The organism is Armatimonas sp., from assembly GCF_964826245.1.
In genome coordinates this window covers 18,075-37,699 of record NZ_CBAYMC010000006.1, presented here as the reverse complement: position 1 = coordinate 37,699, position 19,625 = coordinate 18,075, and the positions used below count along the sequence as shown (strand labels likewise).

The 19,625-nt window shown below is 56.7% G+C and carries 19 protein-coding genes and 1 pseudogene; 8 read left to right on the top strand and 12 right to left on the bottom strand.

The features are described 5' to 3' along the window. Nucleotides 1-234 precede the first annotated feature (234 nt). From AC1XOS_RS01575 to ccsA (AC1XOS_RS01555), 5 genes are read left to right on the top strand one after another with little or no spacing between them, the layout of a single operon-like run. The gene (locus AC1XOS_RS01575) at nucleotides 235-939 is read left to right on the top strand and encodes a heme exporter protein CcmB (RefSeq protein ID WP_481960459.1); all 705 of its coding nucleotides are present in this window, start codon (nucleotides 235-237) and stop codon (nucleotides 937-939) included. After that, a complete protein-coding gene (gene ccsA, locus AC1XOS_RS01570; protein ID WP_481960458.1) occupies nucleotides 940-1,587 on the top strand; it encodes a cytochrome c biogenesis protein CcsA in 648 nt (215 codons plus the stop codon). A gap of 4 nt (nucleotides 1,588-1,591) precedes the next feature. Further along, the gene (locus AC1XOS_RS01565; RefSeq protein ID WP_481960457.1) at nucleotides 1,592-1,720 is read left to right on the top strand and encodes a CcmD family protein; all 129 of its coding nucleotides are present in this window, start codon (nucleotides 1,592-1,594) and stop codon (nucleotides 1,718-1,720) included. Then, the gene (locus AC1XOS_RS01560; protein WP_481960456.1) at nucleotides 1,717-2,097 is read left to right on the top strand and encodes a cytochrome c maturation protein CcmE domain-containing protein; all 381 of its coding nucleotides are present in this window, start codon (nucleotides 1,717-1,719) and stop codon (nucleotides 2,095-2,097) included. The genes AC1XOS_RS01565 and AC1XOS_RS01560 overlap by 4 nt, the downstream gene beginning before the upstream one ends. A gap of 2 nt (nucleotides 2,098-2,099) precedes the next feature. Further along, nucleotides 2,100-4,544: a cytochrome c biogenesis protein CcsA gene (gene ccsA / locus AC1XOS_RS01555; RefSeq protein ID WP_481960455.1), complete on the top strand. Its 2,445-nt coding sequence runs from the start codon at nucleotides 2,100-2,102 to the stop codon at nucleotides 4,542-4,544. Between the two features lie 46 nt (nucleotides 4,545-4,590). Here the strand turns inward: ccsA (AC1XOS_RS01555) and AC1XOS_RS01550 are convergent, their stop codons facing one another. The 11 genes and pseudogenes from AC1XOS_RS01550 to AC1XOS_RS01500 form a co-directional block, all read right to left on the bottom strand. Further along, nucleotides 4,591-5,211: a hypothetical protein gene (locus tag AC1XOS_RS01550; RefSeq protein WP_481960454.1), complete on the bottom strand. Its 621-nt coding sequence runs from the start codon at nucleotides 5,209-5,211 to the stop codon at nucleotides 4,591-4,593. Between the two features lie 217 nt (nucleotides 5,212-5,428). Further along, nucleotides 5,429-6,250, bottom strand: a complete 822-nt coding sequence (locus AC1XOS_RS01545; protein WP_481960453.1) for a CheR family methyltransferase — start codon at nucleotides 6,248-6,250, stop codon at nucleotides 5,429-5,431. Continuing rightward, nucleotides 6,247-7,410 (bottom strand): protein-glutamate methylesterase/protein-glutamine glutaminase, encoded by a 1,164-nt coding sequence (locus AC1XOS_RS01540; protein ID WP_481960452.1) that lies wholly within the window; start codon nucleotides 7,408-7,410, stop codon nucleotides 6,247-6,249. The genes AC1XOS_RS01545 and AC1XOS_RS01540 overlap by 4 nt, the downstream gene beginning before the upstream one ends. Then, nucleotides 7,410-7,781: a response regulator gene (locus AC1XOS_RS01535; protein WP_481960451.1), complete on the bottom strand. Its 372-nt coding sequence runs from the start codon at nucleotides 7,779-7,781 to the stop codon at nucleotides 7,410-7,412. Before AC1XOS_RS01535 ends, AC1XOS_RS01540 begins: the two co-directional genes overlap by 1 nt. Nucleotides 7,782-8,170: 389 nt before the next feature. Then, on the bottom strand, nucleotides 8,171-10,141 hold the full coding sequence (locus AC1XOS_RS01530; protein WP_481960450.1) for a methyl-accepting chemotaxis protein: 1,971 nt from the start codon (nucleotides 10,139-10,141) through the stop codon (nucleotides 8,171-8,173). Further along, on the bottom strand, nucleotides 10,138-12,588 hold the full coding sequence (locus tag AC1XOS_RS01525; RefSeq protein WP_481960449.1) for a methyl-accepting chemotaxis protein: 2,451 nt from the start codon (nucleotides 12,586-12,588) through the stop codon (nucleotides 10,138-10,140). Before AC1XOS_RS01525 ends, AC1XOS_RS01530 begins: the two co-directional genes overlap by 4 nt. A gap of 34 nt (nucleotides 12,589-12,622) precedes the next feature. Beyond that, entirely contained in the window at nucleotides 12,623-13,057 is a 435-nt protein-coding gene (locus tag AC1XOS_RS01520; RefSeq protein WP_481960448.1) for a transporter, read from the bottom strand. A 16-nt stretch (nucleotides 13,058-13,073) separates the two neighbouring features. Next, complete coding sequence (locus AC1XOS_RS01515) at nucleotides 13,074-13,514, bottom strand: chemotaxis protein CheW (protein ID WP_481960447.1); 441 nt, start codon at nucleotides 13,512-13,514, stop codon at nucleotides 13,074-13,076. 31 nt (nucleotides 13,515-13,545) lie between these two features. Further along, nucleotides 13,546-15,888: pseudogene (locus AC1XOS_RS01510) on the bottom strand (chemotaxis protein CheA); the annotation flags it as partial. Between the two features lie 512 nt (nucleotides 15,889-16,400). After that, nucleotides 16,401-16,943 (bottom strand): chemotaxis protein CheX, encoded by a 543-nt coding sequence (locus AC1XOS_RS01505; protein ID WP_481960446.1) that lies wholly within the window; start codon nucleotides 16,941-16,943, stop codon nucleotides 16,401-16,403. Nucleotides 16,944-16,980: 37 nt separating this feature from the next. Next, a complete protein-coding gene (locus tag AC1XOS_RS01500; protein WP_481960445.1) occupies nucleotides 16,981-17,439 on the bottom strand; it encodes a response regulator in 459 nt (152 codons plus the stop codon). Between the two features lie 104 nt (nucleotides 17,440-17,543). Between AC1XOS_RS01500 and AC1XOS_RS01495 the strand changes: the two genes are divergently transcribed. Beyond that, on the top strand, nucleotides 17,544-18,098 hold the full coding sequence (locus AC1XOS_RS01495) for an acyl-CoA thioesterase (protein ID WP_481960444.1): 555 nt from the start codon (nucleotides 17,544-17,546) through the stop codon (nucleotides 18,096-18,098). On the opposite strand, the gene AC1XOS_RS01490 is transcribed toward AC1XOS_RS01495, so the two are convergent. Continuing rightward, a complete protein-coding gene (locus AC1XOS_RS01490; protein WP_481960443.1) occupies nucleotides 18,089-18,619 on the bottom strand; it encodes an HD domain-containing protein in 531 nt (176 codons plus the stop codon). The genes AC1XOS_RS01495 and AC1XOS_RS01490 overlap by 10 nt on opposite strands. 35 nt (nucleotides 18,620-18,654) lie before the next feature. Between AC1XOS_RS01490 and AC1XOS_RS01485 the strand changes: the two genes are divergently transcribed. Together AC1XOS_RS01485 and AC1XOS_RS01480 are read left to right on the top strand one after the other, a co-directional pair. Next, complete coding sequence (locus AC1XOS_RS01485) at nucleotides 18,655-19,299, top strand: 3-keto-disaccharide hydrolase (protein WP_481960442.1); 645 nt, start codon at nucleotides 18,655-18,657, stop codon at nucleotides 19,297-19,299. Between the two features lie 2 nt (nucleotides 19,300-19,301). After that, nucleotides 19,302-19,619 carry an antibiotic biosynthesis monooxygenase gene (locus tag AC1XOS_RS01480; RefSeq protein WP_481960441.1) on the top strand — a complete coding sequence of 106 codons (318 nt, stop codon included), beginning with the start codon at nucleotides 19,302-19,304 and terminating at the stop codon, nucleotides 19,617-19,619. Nucleotides 19,620-19,625: the final 6 nt, after the last annotated feature.

Here is a 19,625-nt window from a genome sequence, read left to right as displayed (position 1 = left end):
ACCGCAAAAAAAACCAGTGGCACCGCCAGCGCTCGAAGCGCCTTGATCGAGAGAATCCCAATCGCCCCCAGAGTCTCGGTCAGGGTGCCCTTGCCCACAATCGCTCCCAGCACGACACCAAGAGCAACCCCGATCAGCACTTGCAGCGCCAGCGGTACGCGTTTCATGTCTCTCTCTTTCGAGGACTTCTCTCCGAAATCCTCTAGTGGTTCCCCTCGACAATCTTTGTGAAAAATGGTACAAATAGAGATCAGCATGCAAGGAGTCACCGCGATCTTTCTTAAGGAAGTCCGAACGGAGTGGCGCACACGGGTCGCGCTCTCGGGGGTTGGGCTTTTCGTGGTCGGCTCGCTGATGCTCCTGGGGCTTGGCCTTAAGGACAAGCTTAGCCCCAGTGGCGATGTCCAAGGCCCCTTGATCTGGATTCTGGCGCTTTTTACAGCGGCCACGGGCTTGGGGCGAGCCTTTATTCAAGAAGAAGAGCGCGCCACGGCGATGGCTCTGCGGCTCCACGCGCGCCCACAGGATGTCTGGCTGGGAAAATTTGCCTTCAACACGGTTCTGATGCTAGTGCTCAATGCCCTAACCGCTCCCGTCATCTTCTCGATGCTGCCGGTCAACCAGGTGAACGTTGGGGTCGTCAGTTTCGTATTAGGAGTGGGAAGCCTCGCGATTGCGGCGATCTTTACCATGATGGCGGCTCTGGTGGCGCAGACCACGGCGAGAGGCGGCCTGCTCGCGGCTCTGGCGTTTCCGCTCTTGGTGCCAGTCTTTCAGGCGGGCCTCAACGGAACCAAAGCGGCGCTGGGGATCGGGATGCAAGGGACGACAAAGACAGTCTGGCAAGTGGCGGCGGGCGATATGCTCATGTTAGGGCTCTACAGTGCGGTTGCTATTGTCCTCTCGCTCTGGCTCTTTGACTTTGTCTGGAACGACTAAATGAAAAATGGGATAAAAATTGGGATCGGGGTCTGGATGGTACTGGGGCTAGCAGATGTCTTCCTCAAGCTCCCCGCCGCCGTCGGCTTTGCCAACCCCGAGCTGGCACGCATTGTCGCGCTTCATCTGCCCTGTGCCTATGTGGCAGTCGTTGCGGCATGGATATCGGGCTGGCAGGGATGGAAGTACCTCCAGAAGCGCGAGCTACTCGACGACTCCAAAGCGGCATCGGCGGCGGGGCTCGCCCTTCTCTTTTGCTGTCTCACCACCGCAACAGGCTCGATCTTTGCCCATGTCCAGTGGGGCGAGTTCTGGAACTGGGACCCACGTGAGACCAGTGTCTTTTTGCTACTGCTGCTCTACTGCGCCTATTTTGTACTCCGTGGCAGTATCGAAGACAGGGAGAAGCGCGCGGCGATCTGCGCGGTCTTTGGTATCTTTGTTGCCGTGATGACACCTCTGTTGGGCTATGTTATCCCGAAGTATCTCCCCTCGCTGCACCCCAAGAACGCGGCGTTTAGCCCAAGCTACCGGATGGCGATCTATGTGGCGATTCTCCCCCCGCTGCTCGGGATGATGTTTTGGATTCAGAATATTGCCGTGCGCCTAGATCGTGCGCGGCTGGCTCTGGAGGAGGTAGACTGTTAGCATCATGAATATGGCCTTTCTACTACTGGTAGCCGTCGTGATCTGGCTGGGGATTTTCACCTTTGTCTGGACACTCGACAAAAAAGCGACCGCACTGGAAAAACGGGCGGCGCGGCTGGAGAATAAACAATGAAGATGAAACCGGGAACGGCCCTCTCCGCGATCCTTATCATGGCAGCGCTTGCCTATGGGGCCGGACAGTTCGTCACCAACCTCACGCCCTATGTTTCGTTTAAAGAGGCCAAGGCGGGCCAGGGACGTGTCTTTCAGATCATGGGGCCACTGGATCGCTCCCAGCCGATTGAGTTTAATGGCACCCTAAACTTTACCATCAAAGAAGAAAAAACCGGGGAGACGATCCCGGTGCGTTTCAAAAAATCCAAGCCCGCCAGCTTCGACCAAGCCACTCAGGTCACGGCGATTGGAAGCTGGAACGGAGAGTACTTCGAGGCGCGTAAGCTGCTGGTCAAGTGCCCCAGCAAGTATCAAGAGGAAGTCAAGGCGGATTAATCATGCCCTTAGGATATACACTACTCTGGTTGGCACTGGCAGCGACCGTGATCGCCAATGTGCTTTTTGTACTCTGCGGCAAGGCGGAGAAAGACGGACTTTGCCTCTGGGCCAAGCGCTTTGTGGCGCTGGCGACGACAAGTGTGATTGGGGCGTGTGCCTACCTGGCCTATCTGATTGCCACACACCAGTTCCAGGTTCACTATGTCGCCGAGTACACCTCGAAACGGACGAAGCTCTGGTACCTCATGGCTGCCTTCTGGGGCGGTCAAGAGGGCTCCATGCTCCTCTGGGCGTTCTGGACTGCCGTCCTTGGGTTCTGGCTAGCCTATAGAGGCGGCAAGAACAGCGCCAAGGCGTGGCCGATCTTTGGCATTGCGCAGGTGTATCTACTGAGCATCCTGCTGGTCAAGTGCCCCTTCGCGGTTCCGCCAGGCCCCATTCCCGCCGATGGCCGTGGCCTGAACCCGTCGCTGGAGAACTACTGGATGGTGATCCATCCCCCCATTCTCTTTCTGGGCTTTGCCTCCACCCTACTTCCCTCGGTCTGGGCGATCTACGGCCTGCTCCATAAAGACTGGGATGGCTGGGCAAAGGCCGCTCTCCCGTGGACTCTCTTCTCGTTTGCAACCCTGGGCTTTGGGCTGAGTCTTGGCGGCTACTGGGCCTACGAAACCTTGGGCTGGGGCGGCTTCTGGGCCTGGGATCCGGTTGAGAACACGTCGCTAGTTCCCTGGCTGATCCTGACCTCACTGCTACATGGGCTGGTGCTCCAGAACAAAAACGGCTCATGGCGCAAGCCCAACTTCTTTCTGGGTATCTTGCCTTTTGCCGCGATGTTCTACGGAACCTTTCTCACCCGAACCGGAGTCTTGTCCGACTTCTCGGTGCACTCGTTCTCGTCACTAGGCACCGATGGCTACTGGTTGATTCTGAGTGGGGTCTTGATGTGGACCTTTATCCCGCTGGGCCTGCTGGTTCTTCGCAACTGGGATTTTCCGAAAAGCTCCGAAAAGAGCACTGGTGTTGCCTTTCTGAGCCGAGAGACGGGCTTTGCTGCGGCGGGGATCATTGTCGGACTGATCGGCTTCTTTGTGGCGCTGGGAATGTCTGGGCCACTCATCAGCAAGCTCTGGAGTGCCAAGGGCCAGGCCGCAGAGCCAGAGTTCTACAACAAAGCGCTCTACGCCCCGGCGATTGGGATGCTGATCCTGATGGCAGCCGCGCCGTTTCTGACATGGAAAAACGGCGATGCGCAGAGTGCCTATAAAAAGCTCTTCCCCGCCTACCTCGCCGCGATTGTGCTCGCGATGGTCTTTACCGGAGTCGGGATGTATTTAGGGCTGCGGCATCCCGCCATGGTGCTCCTCTTCGCCGCATCGCTGTTCTGCGTGATCGCCAATGGTATCTTAATCGCGCCACGCCTGAAGTCACCCGGCGGGCGGCTGAGCATTGGCGGGCATCTTGCCCATGCGGGAGCGGGTCTACTCATCGCGGGCCTGGCAGGGCTTGTGATGTTCTCCAAGCACAAAGAGAGCATCCTGCTGATTAAAAACCAGCCCACCGAGGTGCTAGGCTACACGCTGACCTACGAGGGCTATACCCAGCATCCCTTCGAGCGCGACAACGCCATTCGGATTAAAGTGGTAGATGGCAATAAACAATGGGACGCTGAGCCGCACTACACCTACACCCCCTGGGAGGGTAAGGACAGCCTCCAAGCGAACCCTCCCGCCATTCACCGTAAGTTCTGGGGCGATGTCTACATCGCTCTAGGTGGCGAGGCGCAGGAGTTCGTGGACCAGCAAGATGCCACCAGCTCCAACTGGGTCTTCTCTCTCAAAAAAGGCGAGACCAAGACTCTGGGCGAGTACACGTTTACGCTCATGAGCTACGATCTGGACGACAAGGCGAAAGAGGTTCTCGCCAAGCACAGCGAGGCGGAGTTTAACAAGCTGCCCGCCGTGCGTATGGTCGCCAATGTGATTGTGACCTACCAGGGCAAGCAAACCCCGGTGAAAGTCGCCGTTCGCCACGAGCCTTCCGCAAACGGTGCCTACTCCGAAGTGGTCGAGATCCCAGGGCCAGGCGGAAAGCACGGCAAGGTGATCCTGCGCATGCTCCCCGCTCCTAATGAGAAAGAGATCAAGGAGAAAACGGCGGCATCGGAAGGTGCTGTCGCTCGGGCGAAAGAGGCCGGAGCACCGGGGACACCCGCGTTCCAGCAGGCACTCATGAAGGACTTCAACGCCTTCAACGAGGGCCGCCGAATGCAGGAGTTCTCCACCTACCAGGCCCTGCGCTTCGAGACCTTCAACGCCCCCGATCCCGGCGATGCGATCTTTGTGGAGCTCTCCACCAAGCCACTCATCGGCTTTGTCTGGGCGGGCACCCTTCTCTATACCCTCGGCGGCCTCATCGCCTACCGACGGCGCTTGAAAGAGTAGTCCCCTCCTCCCCTGCACCTCCTCCCAACCCTGGGAGGAGGGATTCCTACTGTGCGGCGATGACGAGCTCGCGGACGCGGGCGGCAGTGAGCTGGCCTTTGCAGACATACTCTTCGGCGACATCTATGATAACAGGCAGGAGAGGACCACGGACAAGATGATACGCGACCGAGTTATAGTAGTTACACATCTGGCGCTTGACGGTCACGAGGATCTCTTCGGCGGCACTCTCCGCATACGGCGACTCTAAAAGCTCGTAGATCTCGTGGAGGCGTACCATCGCATTGACATCGTCCTCTAATCCCAGCCCGCCCGTGTCTCCCATGATCCGGCGGCGCGCCAAGGCACTGTCTGGATCGGCGGCAAGACCTTCGGCAGCGGTGGCGGCATAGCGGACAATGACTTCACGCGAGAGTAGAGAGAGATACTCATCATAGCACTCCGCCTTGAGCCGCTCTCGCAGCTCAACAAGTGCTTCTAAGTACTCATCCATCTCATCGAGCAAGACCGCCTCGACAAAGGTATCATCGAGCCCTAAGTACATCGCGACCACGGCAATGGCCACCTTGCGGTAGACAAGAATATCCTGCACCTGTAGCCCGCCCAAAACTCCTTCGTTCACCCCCACAAGTTCGACACGAGGCATCCCGCTTCCTTCTGTGACCAAGATCACATTCTAGAGTGTCCTAGGTCACAGCGATACGTCCCAAAATCGCCTACACTTTAAACATCAATATCCCGTGACCGGAACCAAAGAGTGTCAAGAGGACCGCGACCCTCTAGCACTAAGACAACCGATTGCTGCTGTGACAAAGAAACGCTCCAGTAAGGGCAGGCGTGCCTCTTACCGGAGCGTTTCTTTTTTTGGGGAACGCTTAAGCCACTTACCGGATTCGATAGCAGGCCGTCTTCTCCAGCTGAACCCGCTCGAAGTTATCGTCTAGGTTCATCGTCGTCTCCGCGCCTCCGAGAAAGAAAACTCCATCGGGCTTAAGAGCCTTGCGGACTTTTGCTAGGATAGCCTTTTTTGTCTCTTGATCGAAGTAGATCAGCACATTGCGCATGAACAAAATGTCTACTGGAGGAATCAAGGGCCAGACCTGGATCAGATTGCACTCGCGAAAGTCCACCATCTGCCGGATGTCCTCTCGAATCTGCCAGTTGGCACCCGATTTCTCGAAATGCCGCAAGAGCATCGAGATCGGCAGCCCCCGGTTGACTTCGATCTGGCTGTAGATGCCTTCACGAGCATGAGTGAGCACTTCGGTGTTGATATCCGTGGCAATGATACGGATATTGTTTTTAGGTATCTGCGGGAAGCTCTCTCGCAGGAGTAGCGCAATGCTATAGGGCTCCTGCCCCGCCGATGCTGCAGCACACCAGATTGTCAGTTGGGGGTCACTCCCCCGTTTGGCGAGAAGCTCCGGGATGACCGTTTTTTTCAGGGCCTCAAAGGGATACATGTCCCGAAAGAATGAGGTCTCATTGGTGGTCATGGCCTCGATCACGGCTTGTGAGAGCTTCCCAGCGGGCTGTGTACGAAGCCGTGTCACCAGCTCCGCTAGAGACATACACCCGTTCTGACTGGCAACCGAGACAAGCCGTGATTGGACAAGATACTCTTTACCTGGCTCTAGAACAATCGCGGAGCGTTTGTAGACCAGCTCACAGATATAGTCGAAGTCGGCTTTGGCAATGGTACTCATCCTCGCAGACCTCCGTAGCTGCTACTCATCGTCGTTGTGCCAATGCGCCGAGCAGGGCGACCTGCCATCACGCGGCGGATGATCTCACCAGCGACTTCCTGTAGCGGAAGAACCCGGCTGGCAAGCCCCGCCTGAGCCACAAAGCCAGGCATTCCCCAGACCACACTGCTCGCCTCATCTTGCGCCACGATCTGCCCACCGGCATTGCTGACGGCTTCACAGCCACGTAGACCATCTTGCCCCATCCCCGTTAAGATTACGGAGAGGCAGCTGGCACCATAGTGCTGCACCACGGAGCGCAGCATCACATCAACGGCAGGGCGACAGGAGTTCTCCGGTGGCCCCATAAAGACGCATGTTTTCATCCGGCCTTCCTCGCGCTCCAGCCCTAGATGAAAGTCACCGGGAGCTAACCAGGCTGTTCCAGGCTCTAAAAACATCCCACTGGTCGCTTCGATGACTGTGATCGCACACCGGGAGTTGAGGCGCTCCGCCAGCAGTTTTGTGAACATCGGAGGCATGTGCTGAACAATCACAATCGGCACGGGAAAGTCGGCGGGGAGCTGTGCTAGGACAATATTCAGGGCATCTGGCCCCCCCGTAGACGTGCCAATCGCCAGAATCTCGACTCGCTCCGTCGGGTGTGGGAGCGTGCTACTTGCCGTCGGCAGCACCAGCTTCGTCAGTGCCAGCGGAGCCACTTCGGCACTCACGCGAGGAGCTGAGCGAACGACTTGATCGCCGGCGATGCTACGCCGGGTAAAGAGCTTAATCTTGGGGATCAGGGTCTCCCGAATAATCTGCATCACGGCGCTCACACTGCCCACATTGGCGGGCTTGGTAACATAGTCCGACGCGCCAAAGCTCAGGGCATCCAGAGTCGCCGCCGCACCGCGCTGAGTGAGTGTGCTGAACATGATCACGGGGAGCAGTCTGTGGGTCTTACGAATCTCCTTGAGTGTCTCCAGACCATCCATATCTGACATCTCGATATCGAGGATCACAATATCCGGGTTGAGCAGCGCTAGCTTCGCCAGAGCGATCTTGCCATTAGGAGCGGTTCCTACAATCTCAATATCGGGGTCTTCCGCAAGCGTGTCGGAGAGAATCCGGCGCACCACCACAGCATCGTCAGCCAATAGAACACGGACCTTAGGCATCAGACCAATTCCATTCCGATGAGCCGGAGCTTCTCCACAATGATCTCTTTGGTAAAGGGTTTCATCACGTACTCATCCGCCCCAGCATCGAGCGCCTCAATCATCTTAGAGATCTCATTCTCCGTGGTGACCATCATCAGGCGAAGCTCATCGTACTCGCGCATCGCCCGAACGGCCTTGACAAAGTCGTAGCCGTTCATCTGCGGCATGTTCCAGTCCACCAGAGCAATATCCAGTGGCGCTTCTTTCTTAAGTACCTCAAGTGCCATCTGACCATCTTCGGCTTCTGCAACCTCATAGCCCATGTCACGGAGCATTTTCCCTAAGATCGCTCGGATCGCTTTTGAATCATCAATAACTAGTGCACGCATCGTCTTAACCTCTCTCGTGTCTGTTTTCTACTCAGGCTACTCTTCGCAAGCCGTGGGATCTTGCCAGAACTGCTATTCTCTATAGTTGTTCCATACTTGAACTGACTCATGAGGCTCTGCAGCGTATTTCCCTTGGGCAAGTGTGGGGAGAAACTCTTTATCCAGCACATCAAAGTAGCGCTATGCAGCACCGTCTGACCGATTCAAAAGTTCGTTTTTCCAGTCGTTAACAGGAGAGCTTCCCTTGAACCGACTCGAACGAAAAAACTTTCATAAAGCACGCCTCTTACCCTTTGGCCTCCAAAGAGAGCCTGAACCATACTCGTAGAATTTACTGCGCCCTTCTTCGTCACTTACTTCGGAAAAAATGTGCCATAACTTTAATAGGCTCAGGCTGCCAGTCGAAGAGGAACTGCTGGCTTCGTGGATGCCTGGGTCTCGTCTTGAAGAGTGCCTGCGAGCTCGCGCAGCCCTACCACCATCGCACTTAGCTCCCGTGCGGCTTGGCTCGCCTGGTGAATGCTCTGTGCCTGATTTTCCAGCGCCACAGAAACCTTTTGCGCACTGCCAGAGATACTGTGCATGGTTGCTTTTAGCTCCTGAGCTCCTGTAGATACCTTCTCCCCGCTGTGACGAAGCTCCTGGATCACGTCGGTCACTCGCTGCGACTGTCCCATCATGGTCTGTATCTCTTCCTCGCCCGCCGCGATGACATCCAGCATCCCGGAGACGGCCCCCTGAGTCTTGCCCACACTGGACTCCATCTGAATCGCCGCCGTGCTCACCAGCCCCGCCTCCGAGATAAGCTCATCGGTCGCCCCCAAGATCTCTCCCAGCGAGCGCTCCGCCTCGATTCCCAGAGACGCACCATGGGCGACTTCTTTACTGCTGCTCACCATCGCCTCCATGGTCTCCGTCACTCCTTGGCGCATCCCTGCAATCAGTCTGCTGATCTCGGTGGTGGCTTCGGTCACTTGAACCGCGAGCTTGCGCACTTCATCAGCCACGACGGAGAAGCCCAGCCCATGCTCACGCGCCCGTGCCGCCTCAATCGTGGCATTTAGGGCTAGTAAGTTGGTCTTGCGGGCAATGGTTGAGATCGTGGCGGTAATCCCCCCAATCTCTCCGCTCTTCCCCCCAAGCTCCTCCACTTTCTCCGAAAATGCCATCATCTGCTCTTGAATCCGGCGCATGCTGTTGATCGTCTCCGAGACCGTCGTGCCCCCGGTTCGCGCGACAGAAGCAGCACGGCTTGCGGAGGAGGCAAAGCGCTCGGCAGAGGCCGCCATTGCTTGGACGGCTTGCGCGGCGGCCTCCATTTCCTGTCCCACCTCTTGGGCCATGGTCTGCTGACGCACACGGCCATCGCTGACCCGCTTCATCGCCGCGAACATTCCCTCTACTGCGGACATGGCCTCGCGGGCGCAACCTTCTTGCTGTGAGGTGCTGGCCGCAACCCGATCACTGAGGTCCGCCCCACGCGCCACCGCCTCAGAGACACTTCCCATTAAGCGGGTCACTGTGTTCATGGCATCCTGGGTACCTGTCACAGCAGAGTCTAAGTAAATACCACTAGACGCGGCAGCTTCTGCATCCTGCTTAACCTGTGCGGCAACCTCGCTCAGACGAAGAAAAATATCGTGAAGCTCCGTGCGAGCACGCTCTAAGTCTTGGGTCTGGCACGTGACATCCTGGACAATTTCCCGGCTCACCCGCCAGACGAGCGTCCCCGTGGCGATGAGCATCCCTAGGCCTAGTGCCACAAGGGCGAGCCCCGCAAGCTGCACCATTTTTTGGGCAGCGGCTTCATCAGTCTGGTAGTGCTGGTTTGCCAGGTTAACCACGTTATCTACGGCACTACGGTGCTCACTGTAGGCCGTTTTCAGGGACGTCGCGGCAAGCGTGTTCAGACGTGGCGTATCACCCCGCGAAACCGCGGGAAGATACTCACGATCCAGCACCTCAAAAAAATGCTGCGCGGCCCCGTGGGATTTCTCCAGCAGTGCCGTGCGCAAGCGGCTCCCCTCCGGGAGATCCTTCTGCCAAAAATCATGACGTGTATCGTAGTCGGTTCGGAGCTTTTTTAGGCTCTCTTGTAGCCTCTGCCGCTCCTCCGTGCTTGAAGCATCCTTGAGCTGAAGGGCTACCAGGTAGCTCTCAATGAGATACTCCGGCGGGGGGAGAACATCCGCAATCAGATCTTTTGACTGCACGATCTGGTTGTAGTAATGCCCCCCAATACGAACATTGTGAATGGCCCACCAGGAGACTCCCCCAAAGAGAAGAAAGCTCCCTAAAAACGCTCCAACAAGCAAAAACAACTTGTTACGAACGGTTGTAACAGAAACAAGCTTCATCATTTTTCCTTAAATGCTTCGTATGGAGCTATCTCACGACGATTTTTCGGAGAGTTCTCTGCCGTGCGGAATTGATTACGCACTCCGGTAGTCATGGTATCTTCCTCGTTGTTATGGAACCGGTGCGTCAGCTCCGTCAGGTCGGTGGCCATCTCGGCAAGCCGGCTGGCTGCAACCTGTGTCTGGCTTGCCCCCGTTGCGGTTGCCTGAGCTCCCTCAGCAACCCCGCTCATGTTTGAGGCGATCTCACTGGTTCCCCGTGCCGCTTCCTCAATTGTCCGGCTGATCTCACACATCGTGACGGACTGCTCCTCGACCGCGCTGGCGATCGTGTTCTGAAAGCCGTGGATCTGGCGGATGATTTCCTCGATCTCTGTAATGGCCGCTACAGCCGCCACCGTGTCTTGCTGAATCGCTTCGATCTTACGACTGATGTCTTCGGTGGCTCCGGCAGTCTCTTTGGCAAGCTCTTTGACCTCATTGGCGACAACCGCAAAACCCTTGCCTGCCCCACCCGCTCGGGCCGCTTCGATAGCAGCGTTTAAGGCGAGAAGGTTGGTTTGCTCCGCGATAGACGTAATGGTCTTGAGTACCGCCCCAATCTCTTGGCTACTGGCTCCCAGCTTTGCCACGGTCTGGCTCACTTGATCCGCGACCGTCACGGCCTGGCTTGCTACCATGGCTGCATCGGCGGCATTGCGTGCCACTTCTCGAACCGCCACACCAGTCTCCTCGGCACCTGCAGCAACCATCGCGACATTATGGTGAACTTCCTCAGAGGCCCTGGCAACGACGGCGGACTGGACCGCGGTCTGCTCGGACGATGTCCCCATGTTCTGGCTAATGCACGCGAGCTCATCGGAGGCCATCAGCAGTGCATCAGCGCTCTGGCTCACAGCCTCAAGAGTCGCCGTAAGACCTGCCTCCGTCCGCCTGCGCCGCGTGATATCACTGGCTGAAAGAGAGACACTCTGTAGCTGGCCATTCGCATTGAGGACAGGGTTATAGGTTACCTGAAGCCAGCGCTCCTTCTCACCTTTGATAATATACTTATGCTCCGTGACCATATAGCGCCCCGCGCTAAGCTCTTCCCAGAACTGGCGATACTCCTCAATGGAGTGTTGTTTCGTGCAGACCAAGGCTCGATGATGCCTGCCCATAAGCTCCGATGCCAAGTAGCCTGTCATCGCCAAGAATTGATCGTTTGCCTTCGTGATGATGCCCCCAGACGTGAACTCAAGCACAAGCTGTGTCTCATTGATCTGCTCCAGCTTACGTAGGTTGTTCAGCTCCTCGACTTTGCGAGCCGTAATATCCATGGCAAACTTGACAACTTTGTAGGGCTTGCCCTGCGGATCCAGAATGGGGTTGTAGATGCCCTGTATCCAGACAACTTTACCGTGCTTGTTCACCCGCTTGAACTCCCCTATCTGAGACTTTCCTTGGGCGAGATCCTGCCAGAACTGACGGTAGGCGCTACTATTTTGCTCCTCAGGTAGTACTAAAAGGCGGTGGTGCCTGCCCACAATTTCGTCGAGGCTATAGTCGAACCCCGCTAGAAAATTTTCATTGGCGGTCAGAATATTGCCCGCAAGATCAAACTCAATGACACACTGGCCCTTATGGATGGCCTGAAGCTGACCGCGCGTGTCCGCATCTTTTTTCTCTTGTTTGGCGTGTTCTGCTTGGCGGCGATCCATAACACGGTTAAACCAGTGCGCGACCTCGCCAATCTCTCCCTGCTGTGCCTCATCCATCCGCTCTGAGACACTATCCCCTTGGGCCATTGTCTTGAAGTACTTGACGAGCATCTGCAGTGGCTGGAGAACACTCTTCGCGAGGAGAAATAAGGCCCCAAAGGCAGCAAACAAGGCCATTCCTGTCAGCACATTTAGCTTCGTGCTAAGGCTGGACAAGGCGATGATGCCATTTTCTTTGGCTGCCTTGCCATCCACCTCAAGCGTCTCACTAACCTTCTCCAATGGAACCTCAAGCTCATCAAAAGACTTCTGGAAGGCGGGAAGCTGAGTACTGGCTGCCTGCTGATTCTCCAGCGATAGATCCCCAATCGCTCCCGCGGTCAGAACATACTTCTCTAAAGGAGTCAGCACACCATTGATCCGCTCACGAGCCACCGCACTCAGAGGAAGCTTTTTATTCTCCTCAACCGCGGCTCGTAGTATGTCGGCATGCTCCGAGAGATCCTTACGCGCGGCTTTACGAGCATCTGTCTCTTTGGAGAGGAGCAACGAAAGTACATCGGAGCGCAAGGCATCGTGCATCATATCCACTTGCATGTGGTTTCGGATTCCCGCCGTCACCACCTGCCCGCTTGTCAGCTCATCGCGCACGGCCCCCATCAGCCGTGCTGCATAAAAGGCGATTCCAGCGGCGATTATCACGCCCGCGATACAGATCGCCTGAATTTTCTTTTTAATGCCCCAGTTCACCGTAGTATCCTCATTTCTGTCTCAGCCGTTTTCGCTAGTATTTTAGTATCGTCGTGAGATGCCCAGTGCCCACGTGTGAAGGACGGTTTCCTTCGCCATCTTGCACGTGCCACTTGACTCCAAGCGCAGTATCCGCACTTCCGCTCTGCCTCGCTCCCCCGGAGCGCAGCTGCAATGCCCCCTCAGTCTCAGCGCGAAACTCCATGTTTGACGAGAATCCAAAGCGCAAGAGAGTCGGTGTGGAGCTCGTCCGAGCGCCTAGCCCACCCTCGCGGCTGCGCTCTGTCGAGATACCCGCCTCGATCTGAAAAACACCTTTGCCGACGGTCAAGCTCGACTCCACAAAGTCAGGGCGGTCAGTTGAGAGAGGCTCTTTTTTCGGTGTCTCAGCCTTCGGTTTTTGCGTCTGCGCAAAGCCAGGAACTGCGACCAGACAAAGAATTAGTGTAATAAGTTGTGAGTTTTTCATACTTATTCCTATTTTTCTAGGCAGCTGCCGCATAGCTACCCGTCACTTGAGCACTATTGAGCACGAGAAGCAAGCGATTGGGCAGCTTGTAGACCCCATCAATGCACTCGCGGACACGGCCTTGGAGTGTCTCGGGGGGGCGCTCATACTCCCCGTAGGGCATCTCCAAGACATCCCCGATCTCGTCCACCAGCAGGCTCACCAGCCCGTCTTCGTTTCTGAGAATAATATTCATGGCGGGCTTTCCCTCAGGCCGCTCGTCGAGGAGCAGCAGTTTTCGCAGGTCTATTGCGGTGACGATCTGTCCCCGTAGATTGATCAGCCCCACGATAGTCTCCGAAGCCAGCGGCACTTTCGTCATCGGCTGAGGACGAAGAACCTCTTGCACCTGAATCAGTGTCACCCCGAAGAGATACCCCCCCAGAGAGAAGGTGCAGAACCTGTGTGGCGTTTCCATAGTTTTCCTCTTGCAGCACTTCTAGGAGCGCTGGTACATCTAAAATCTGTGTGACCCGTCCCTGAATCACCATCGTCCCCAGCACGGGGACATCAGGAGCTTGGCCTTCAAGATTGACGGCTTCCTCGACAATATCAACGATACTATCCACCACCATCCCCACACTCGTGGCCTCTTCCCCAATCACAATAACTTGCAGTGGCTCGTGACGAAGCTCAGAAGAGAGGCTCTCCGCACCGGGCACGTAGTTCATCAGGTGCAACAGCGGCATGATCCGCCCTCGGTACTGCACCACCGTGTGCCGCCCCACTTCCTCCACCAAGGTGCGGGGGAACTCCTCGAGACGAGCCACGGCAGAGAGCGGGATCGCCATGCGCCCGTTTCGCCCGATCTGGAAGAGCAGTAGTGTCTGGATACGCTCACTCAGAGACGTCTCGGGGGCATCCACAATGCCACGGCTTCGGTGGGCATCGGCAACGAGGTTGGCACATCCCGCTAGGGCCGCCACATCCAGAATCAGCGCCACACGCCCATCTCCCATGATCGTGGCACCGGCAAAGAGCTGTGCACTCTTCAGGTGCTTGCTCAGCGGCTTGACCACGATCTCCTCGGAGTCGGTGATGCTGTCTACGACGAGGCCAAACTGCTGGTCATTGGCCTGCAAAACGACGATATTGAGCACCCGGTCTTCGTCGGACTCTTTGCGCTGCTTCAGCTCCTGGTCGAGAAAGAGCAGTGGTAGGAGCTTGCCCCGGAGCCGGTAGACTGGGATGCCCTGAATGCGCTCAATTCCCGCATGCGCCGAGGGGAGCCGAACTACCTCTAGGAGGCTCACCTGGGGGATGGCATAGCGCTCCTCTCCTGAGCAGACCATCAGCGCGGGGACAATCGCTAGGGTGAGAGGAATCTTGACCTTAATCGTCGTTCCCTTCTTCTTCTGGCTCTGGATATCAATCGTCCCCCCGATTTTCGCGATATTGGTCTTGACCACATCCATTCCCACACCGCGCCCCGAGACATTGGTCACCGCCGCCGCCGTGGAGAGGCCAGGGAGGAAGATGAGCTGGAGGGCCTCCCAGTCGCTCATACGAGCCGCTTGATCCGAGGTGATAAAACCACGCTCTAGTGCTTTGGCTTTGATTCGCCCCGTGTCAATCCCACCACCATCGTCCCGGATCTCGATATTGACCTGGCCGCCTTCGTGGTAGGCCCGCAGTAGCAACAGTCCCTCAGCAGACTTCCCTGAAGCGACACGCACATCGGGCTGCTCGATGCCATGATCTACGGAGTTGCGGATTAAGTGGGTCAGGGGATCTTTAATGGCCTCAATCAGAGTCTTGTCTAAGTCCGTCTCGTGGCCTTCCATCTCAAGGCGCACTTGCTTTCCACACGAAAGAGCCAGGTCACGCACCACGCGGGGAAACTTATTCCAGACATTGCCAATCGGCTGCATCCGGGTCTTCATTACCCCTTCTTGTAGCTCCGAGGTGATCAGGTTCAGCCGCTGTGCTGTTGTGATCATCGCAGGATCGGGCTGACTGCCATGGGCTTGGATCAGCTGGACGATCTGGTTTCGGGTAAGCACCAGCTCTCCGACAAGGTTCATCAGGCTGTCTAGTAAGGCCACATCCACTCGGATACTGGCATCCCCAATAGGGCCTTGCGCCCCGCTAGAGGTTCCCCCAAATGCCTGGATAGCTCGCTCAACAATGTCTTTGGTGACGAGCCCCATGGAGGCAAGAATATCCCCCAAGCGCCGCTGGTCGCCTGCTTCTTGCTCACGAAGCGCCCTTGTGAGATCCCCCATCTCAATGTAGCCCTGGTTGATCAGTACATCCCCTAGGCGACCATGGATCGGGGTAAAGCTCTCAGCAGAGACCGCAGGTGCGAGTACTGGCGGGATGCTTTCCGCAACCAGAGCAGGTGTAGATGTCGGTTTAGGTACGGCGGTATGCTCGCCGTCGGGCTGCTCTTGAAGCTGATGCAGTGTCTCGGTCAGAGCCGTGTAGTCTGCCATGCCTTCATTGCCCGTGGCCTCAATCGTCCCTAGAATCTGGCGGATCGCATCTACCATCGCGAGCAAGGCATGGGTGCAAGGCGGTGTCAGGTTGAGCTCCCCAGTACGGAGCATGCTCAGGAGATTTTCGCCCGCGTGGCTCAGCGACTCTAGGCGAGAGAAGCCCAGAAAGCCACAGGTGCCTTTAATGGTGTGGATCGTGCGGAAGATACTGGAGATCGTCTCCCGGTCGTTGGGATCTTTCTCTAGCGCAAGCAGATCCAAGTCGAGCCGGTCCAGGTTCTCGTAGCTCTCCGCCAGAAAGTCCTGAACAATCCCATCCCCCAGAAAGTCCTGAACAATCCCATCCTCGGCCATCAGCGATGATGTAGGCATCGCCACGGCAGGCTCAGGCTTCGCGACAGGCTCTTTGGTCGTTACCAAGCGCAGACTCACGCTCTCGATCTCAGCTTCGGGAGCGACACTCAGGGTTCGTTGTGTCCCACCGGGCCAGCTGGCCTCGGGCACTTCGTTGGCCCAAGGTAGGTCTCCAGGCGTGCGTCCCAGCGCCACCCAGACTGTCATCCCGGCGATATTGAGCGGCTCAATACTGGCGTACTTTCCGGAGCGGAAGTAGCGCTCCAGAGCCCCAACCGCGCGGCGTGCGGCTTGCACGGCAGCCGGGGGATTGCCCACACTCTCCATGTAGACTTCCTGCAAGATCTCCAAACAAAGCATCAGAAGCTCGGCGGGGCGGGGCAGTTCTTCGGGAAGGCTTGAGAGAATCTCTTCGAGGCCCACCCCAATCGCCGCCAGCTCATCGTTGTCACCAATCGAAAAGCTTGCCAAGCGCATCTCCAGGCTACGGAGTGTCTTAGGGGTTGTTTCGTCTATCGTCCACATGCAGGGCAACTCTCCGGGTCGTGGTGTGATGGTGTCACTTGCCCGGTAACGATCTCAACCCAAAACTGACTATGAGAGAGATCGTAGACGGCGCAGCTAGAGAGAGTGTTCTGGGCCACGACGCGCTCGATATCATGGCCACGGAAGACTGTTGGTAGTGACATCGCCACGTCAAATCCCACGGTCGCCATCCGCGTGATGATATTCCCGGCGATAATATTGACCATTTCCCCAATTGCATCGCCCATATCTGCGCTATCGTAGTCAATATTGAAGCCTGCCATTGCCATCGAAAGCTCTGAAGCGGACTCACGTGAGCAGCAGATCATGACCGAGAAGTTTTGATTTCCCACAAACGATATCATCCCGCAGATACTGTCACAGAGCTTGTCAATCTCGTCAATAGGCTTTGGAATAAGCTCTTTCCCGACAAATATCGCAATGATTTGTGTGAAAGCTTCTTGTACCGCCTTGACCAAGGTGGGATCAATTATACTCGGCACCGAAGCCGCACTGTGGGAGTTGATCATGGGATTTTAACCTTGCCAGTCAACACTCTGAGTGCCTTTATGAGGACTTGCTCCCCATTAGCTTACTGAAGAAACCACCTGTCTTTGCTCCCACCTGAGGAGCACGTTTTGCGCTAATTCGCTCAAGTAGTGGCTGAACCTGTCGCACAAGATCATCGTGGGTGAAGGGTTTTGTTACATACGCATCAGCCCCCGCTCGATCCAGAGCATCCTGAAACTTGCCAATCGCATTCTCACTAGTCACCATAATGACGGGGATATGGTAGCCCTTCTCTTTGGCGCGCAGCTTTGCCACAAACTCAACCCCAGTCATCTTGGGCATGTTCCAGTCCACAAAAGCAATGTCAATGCTCTGAAAGGAAATGGTCTCCAAGGCATCCATGCCATCTTCGGCTTCGGAAAACTGGAACTCCGCCAGCCCTGACTTGGTGAGCGCTTGCATTATCATACTGCGCATTACCCGAGAATCATCTACCACTAAAGTATTGAGTTTCATAGAACCATCCTGATAAAAATATCTGTCTTCTCTTAAGTTCGGCTGCTTGGCAAGCTCTCACAAGGGCATTTCGAAAAAACGCCTTTCCCCCGTATACTAACGGGGTGAGTTTAGAATCTAAAAATGCAGATGAAACCGAGGTTCGTAGCGCGATCTTCATGAACGCGACCGATGCGAACCACTTTGGCAATGTCCATGGGGGCCAGGTCATGAAGCTCGTGGATGAGATCGCCTATGTCTGTGCGGCACGCTACTGCGCGGGGGTTGCCGTCACTGCCGCGGTAGATCGCATTGACTTTCATGAGCCCATCCATGTCGGTGAGCTCCTCCACATCACGGCGCGAGTGGTCTACGTGGGCCGCACTTCGATGGAGATCGAGATCACGCTCCATGCCGAGGAGGTCACCACGGGAAGCCAGCGCCACACCAACACGTGCCACTTTACGTTTGTCGCGCTGGAGAACGTGCAAAATGGTCGCCCTCGTGCCGTCCCAAGGCTTATCTGCCGCACTCGTGACGACAAAGCGCGCTATATTCAGGCCAAGATGCGCCGAGAGCGCGGCCTAGAGTACCGAAAAGAGCGCGATGCCTTTCTCTCCCAGTTCGCCACTCTCACAGACACCGAATTAGATCAGCTTCTCAGTGAGTCTCAGGCATAGCCTGTGTCGTAGGCGGCGATTTTCTGTGCCAGCCGCGCCCCAAGCTCGGGGGAAAACTCGGCGAGGGCATCGTGAATCTGCTGCGCTTCGGCTTTGTAGATAGCGATCTTCTCAGGGCTCCAGTGGGCAGGCGGCGTCTGGAGGTTGGTAATCCGATCTGCCAGCTTCACCCAGGCCACTTCGGGCGGCTGCTGGCGAATGCGCCGCAGACTATCGGCCATGCGCTGCTCTTTGGGCAGAGAGCTATCTTTGGTAAGCGCCTGCACACCCGCCAGCACCTCCACGCCAAACTCTGCCTCCAGAGCCTCCGCCGAGAGCTGCGTGTCTTCCAGCGTGTCGTGGAGAAGGGCACAGAGAACCGCCAGCGTGCCGTCGCGCTCGCCGCCCGCCACGGCCATTACCTCGGCGGCAACTTGCGTGACATGCAAGAGATAGGGAAGCTCAGTTCCGGGAACACATTGCCCCTGATGCGCCTCTGCGGCAAGACGTAAGGCGCGTTGAAGACGATCAGCAGACCACATGGCCTCATTCTATCGGAAGCGGGTACACTGGAGGCATGAAAATCTTACTCGCTTTAGGGGCTGCACTGCTACTAAGTGCAGAGCCCACGTCGCTCTTCGATGGCAAGACCCTCACCGGCTGGACGACTCCCGCAGGCAAGCCCATCACGATCGGCTGGGAGGTGCAAGACGGCACGATCCACCGCTCGGCTCGTGGCGGCGATATTGTCTCCGAGAAAGAGTACACCAGCTTTGATCTCAGCTTTGAGTGGAAAGTCGCTCCCGGCGTGAACTCGGGGCTGAAGTACCACTACGGCAAGTACGGTCAGAAGACCCTCGGGATCGAGTACCAGCTCGTTGATGCGGGCCAAAAAGCCGACAACCAGGGCAAGCACGCCCCCGGCAGCATCTACGATCTCTTCGCCGCTGATCCCAAAGTGCTCCCCAAGCCCGCCGGTGAGTGGAACACCAGCCGGATTATCGTCAATGGCAAAAAAATCACCCACTATCTCAATGGGAAAATTACGGCCAAGGCCACCCAAGGCTCCGACGAGTGGAAGGCGGCGCTGGCCAAGAGCAAGTTCAACGATGCCGAAGACTTTGGCACCAAGCCCGGCAAGATCCTGCTCCAAGACCACGGTGGCGAGGTCTGGTTTCGCAACCTCAAGCTCACCGAGCTAACTCCTAAAGAAAGCCAATAGCCATGTACGTTGTCTGTGTCCCCATTCTCATCAAGCCAGGAATGGGCGAGGCGTTTCTCGAAGTTGCGCGCAAGAACCACGAAGGCTCGGTACAAGAGCCTGGCTGCCTGCGCTTTGATGTCCTGCGCCAAGCGGCGCCCGTTGAAGAAGGCCAGCCCGAGGGCTTCTACCTCTACGAAGTCTACAAAAGTGAGGACGATTTCAAGGCGCACCAGCAGACCGCGCACTACTTTGCCTTCCGCGATGCCGCCGAGCCTCTTCAGCAAGAGCCCCGCAAGGGCGTCCGCTATCACTCCGTCTTCCCCGAAATCTGGAGCTAAAATCCT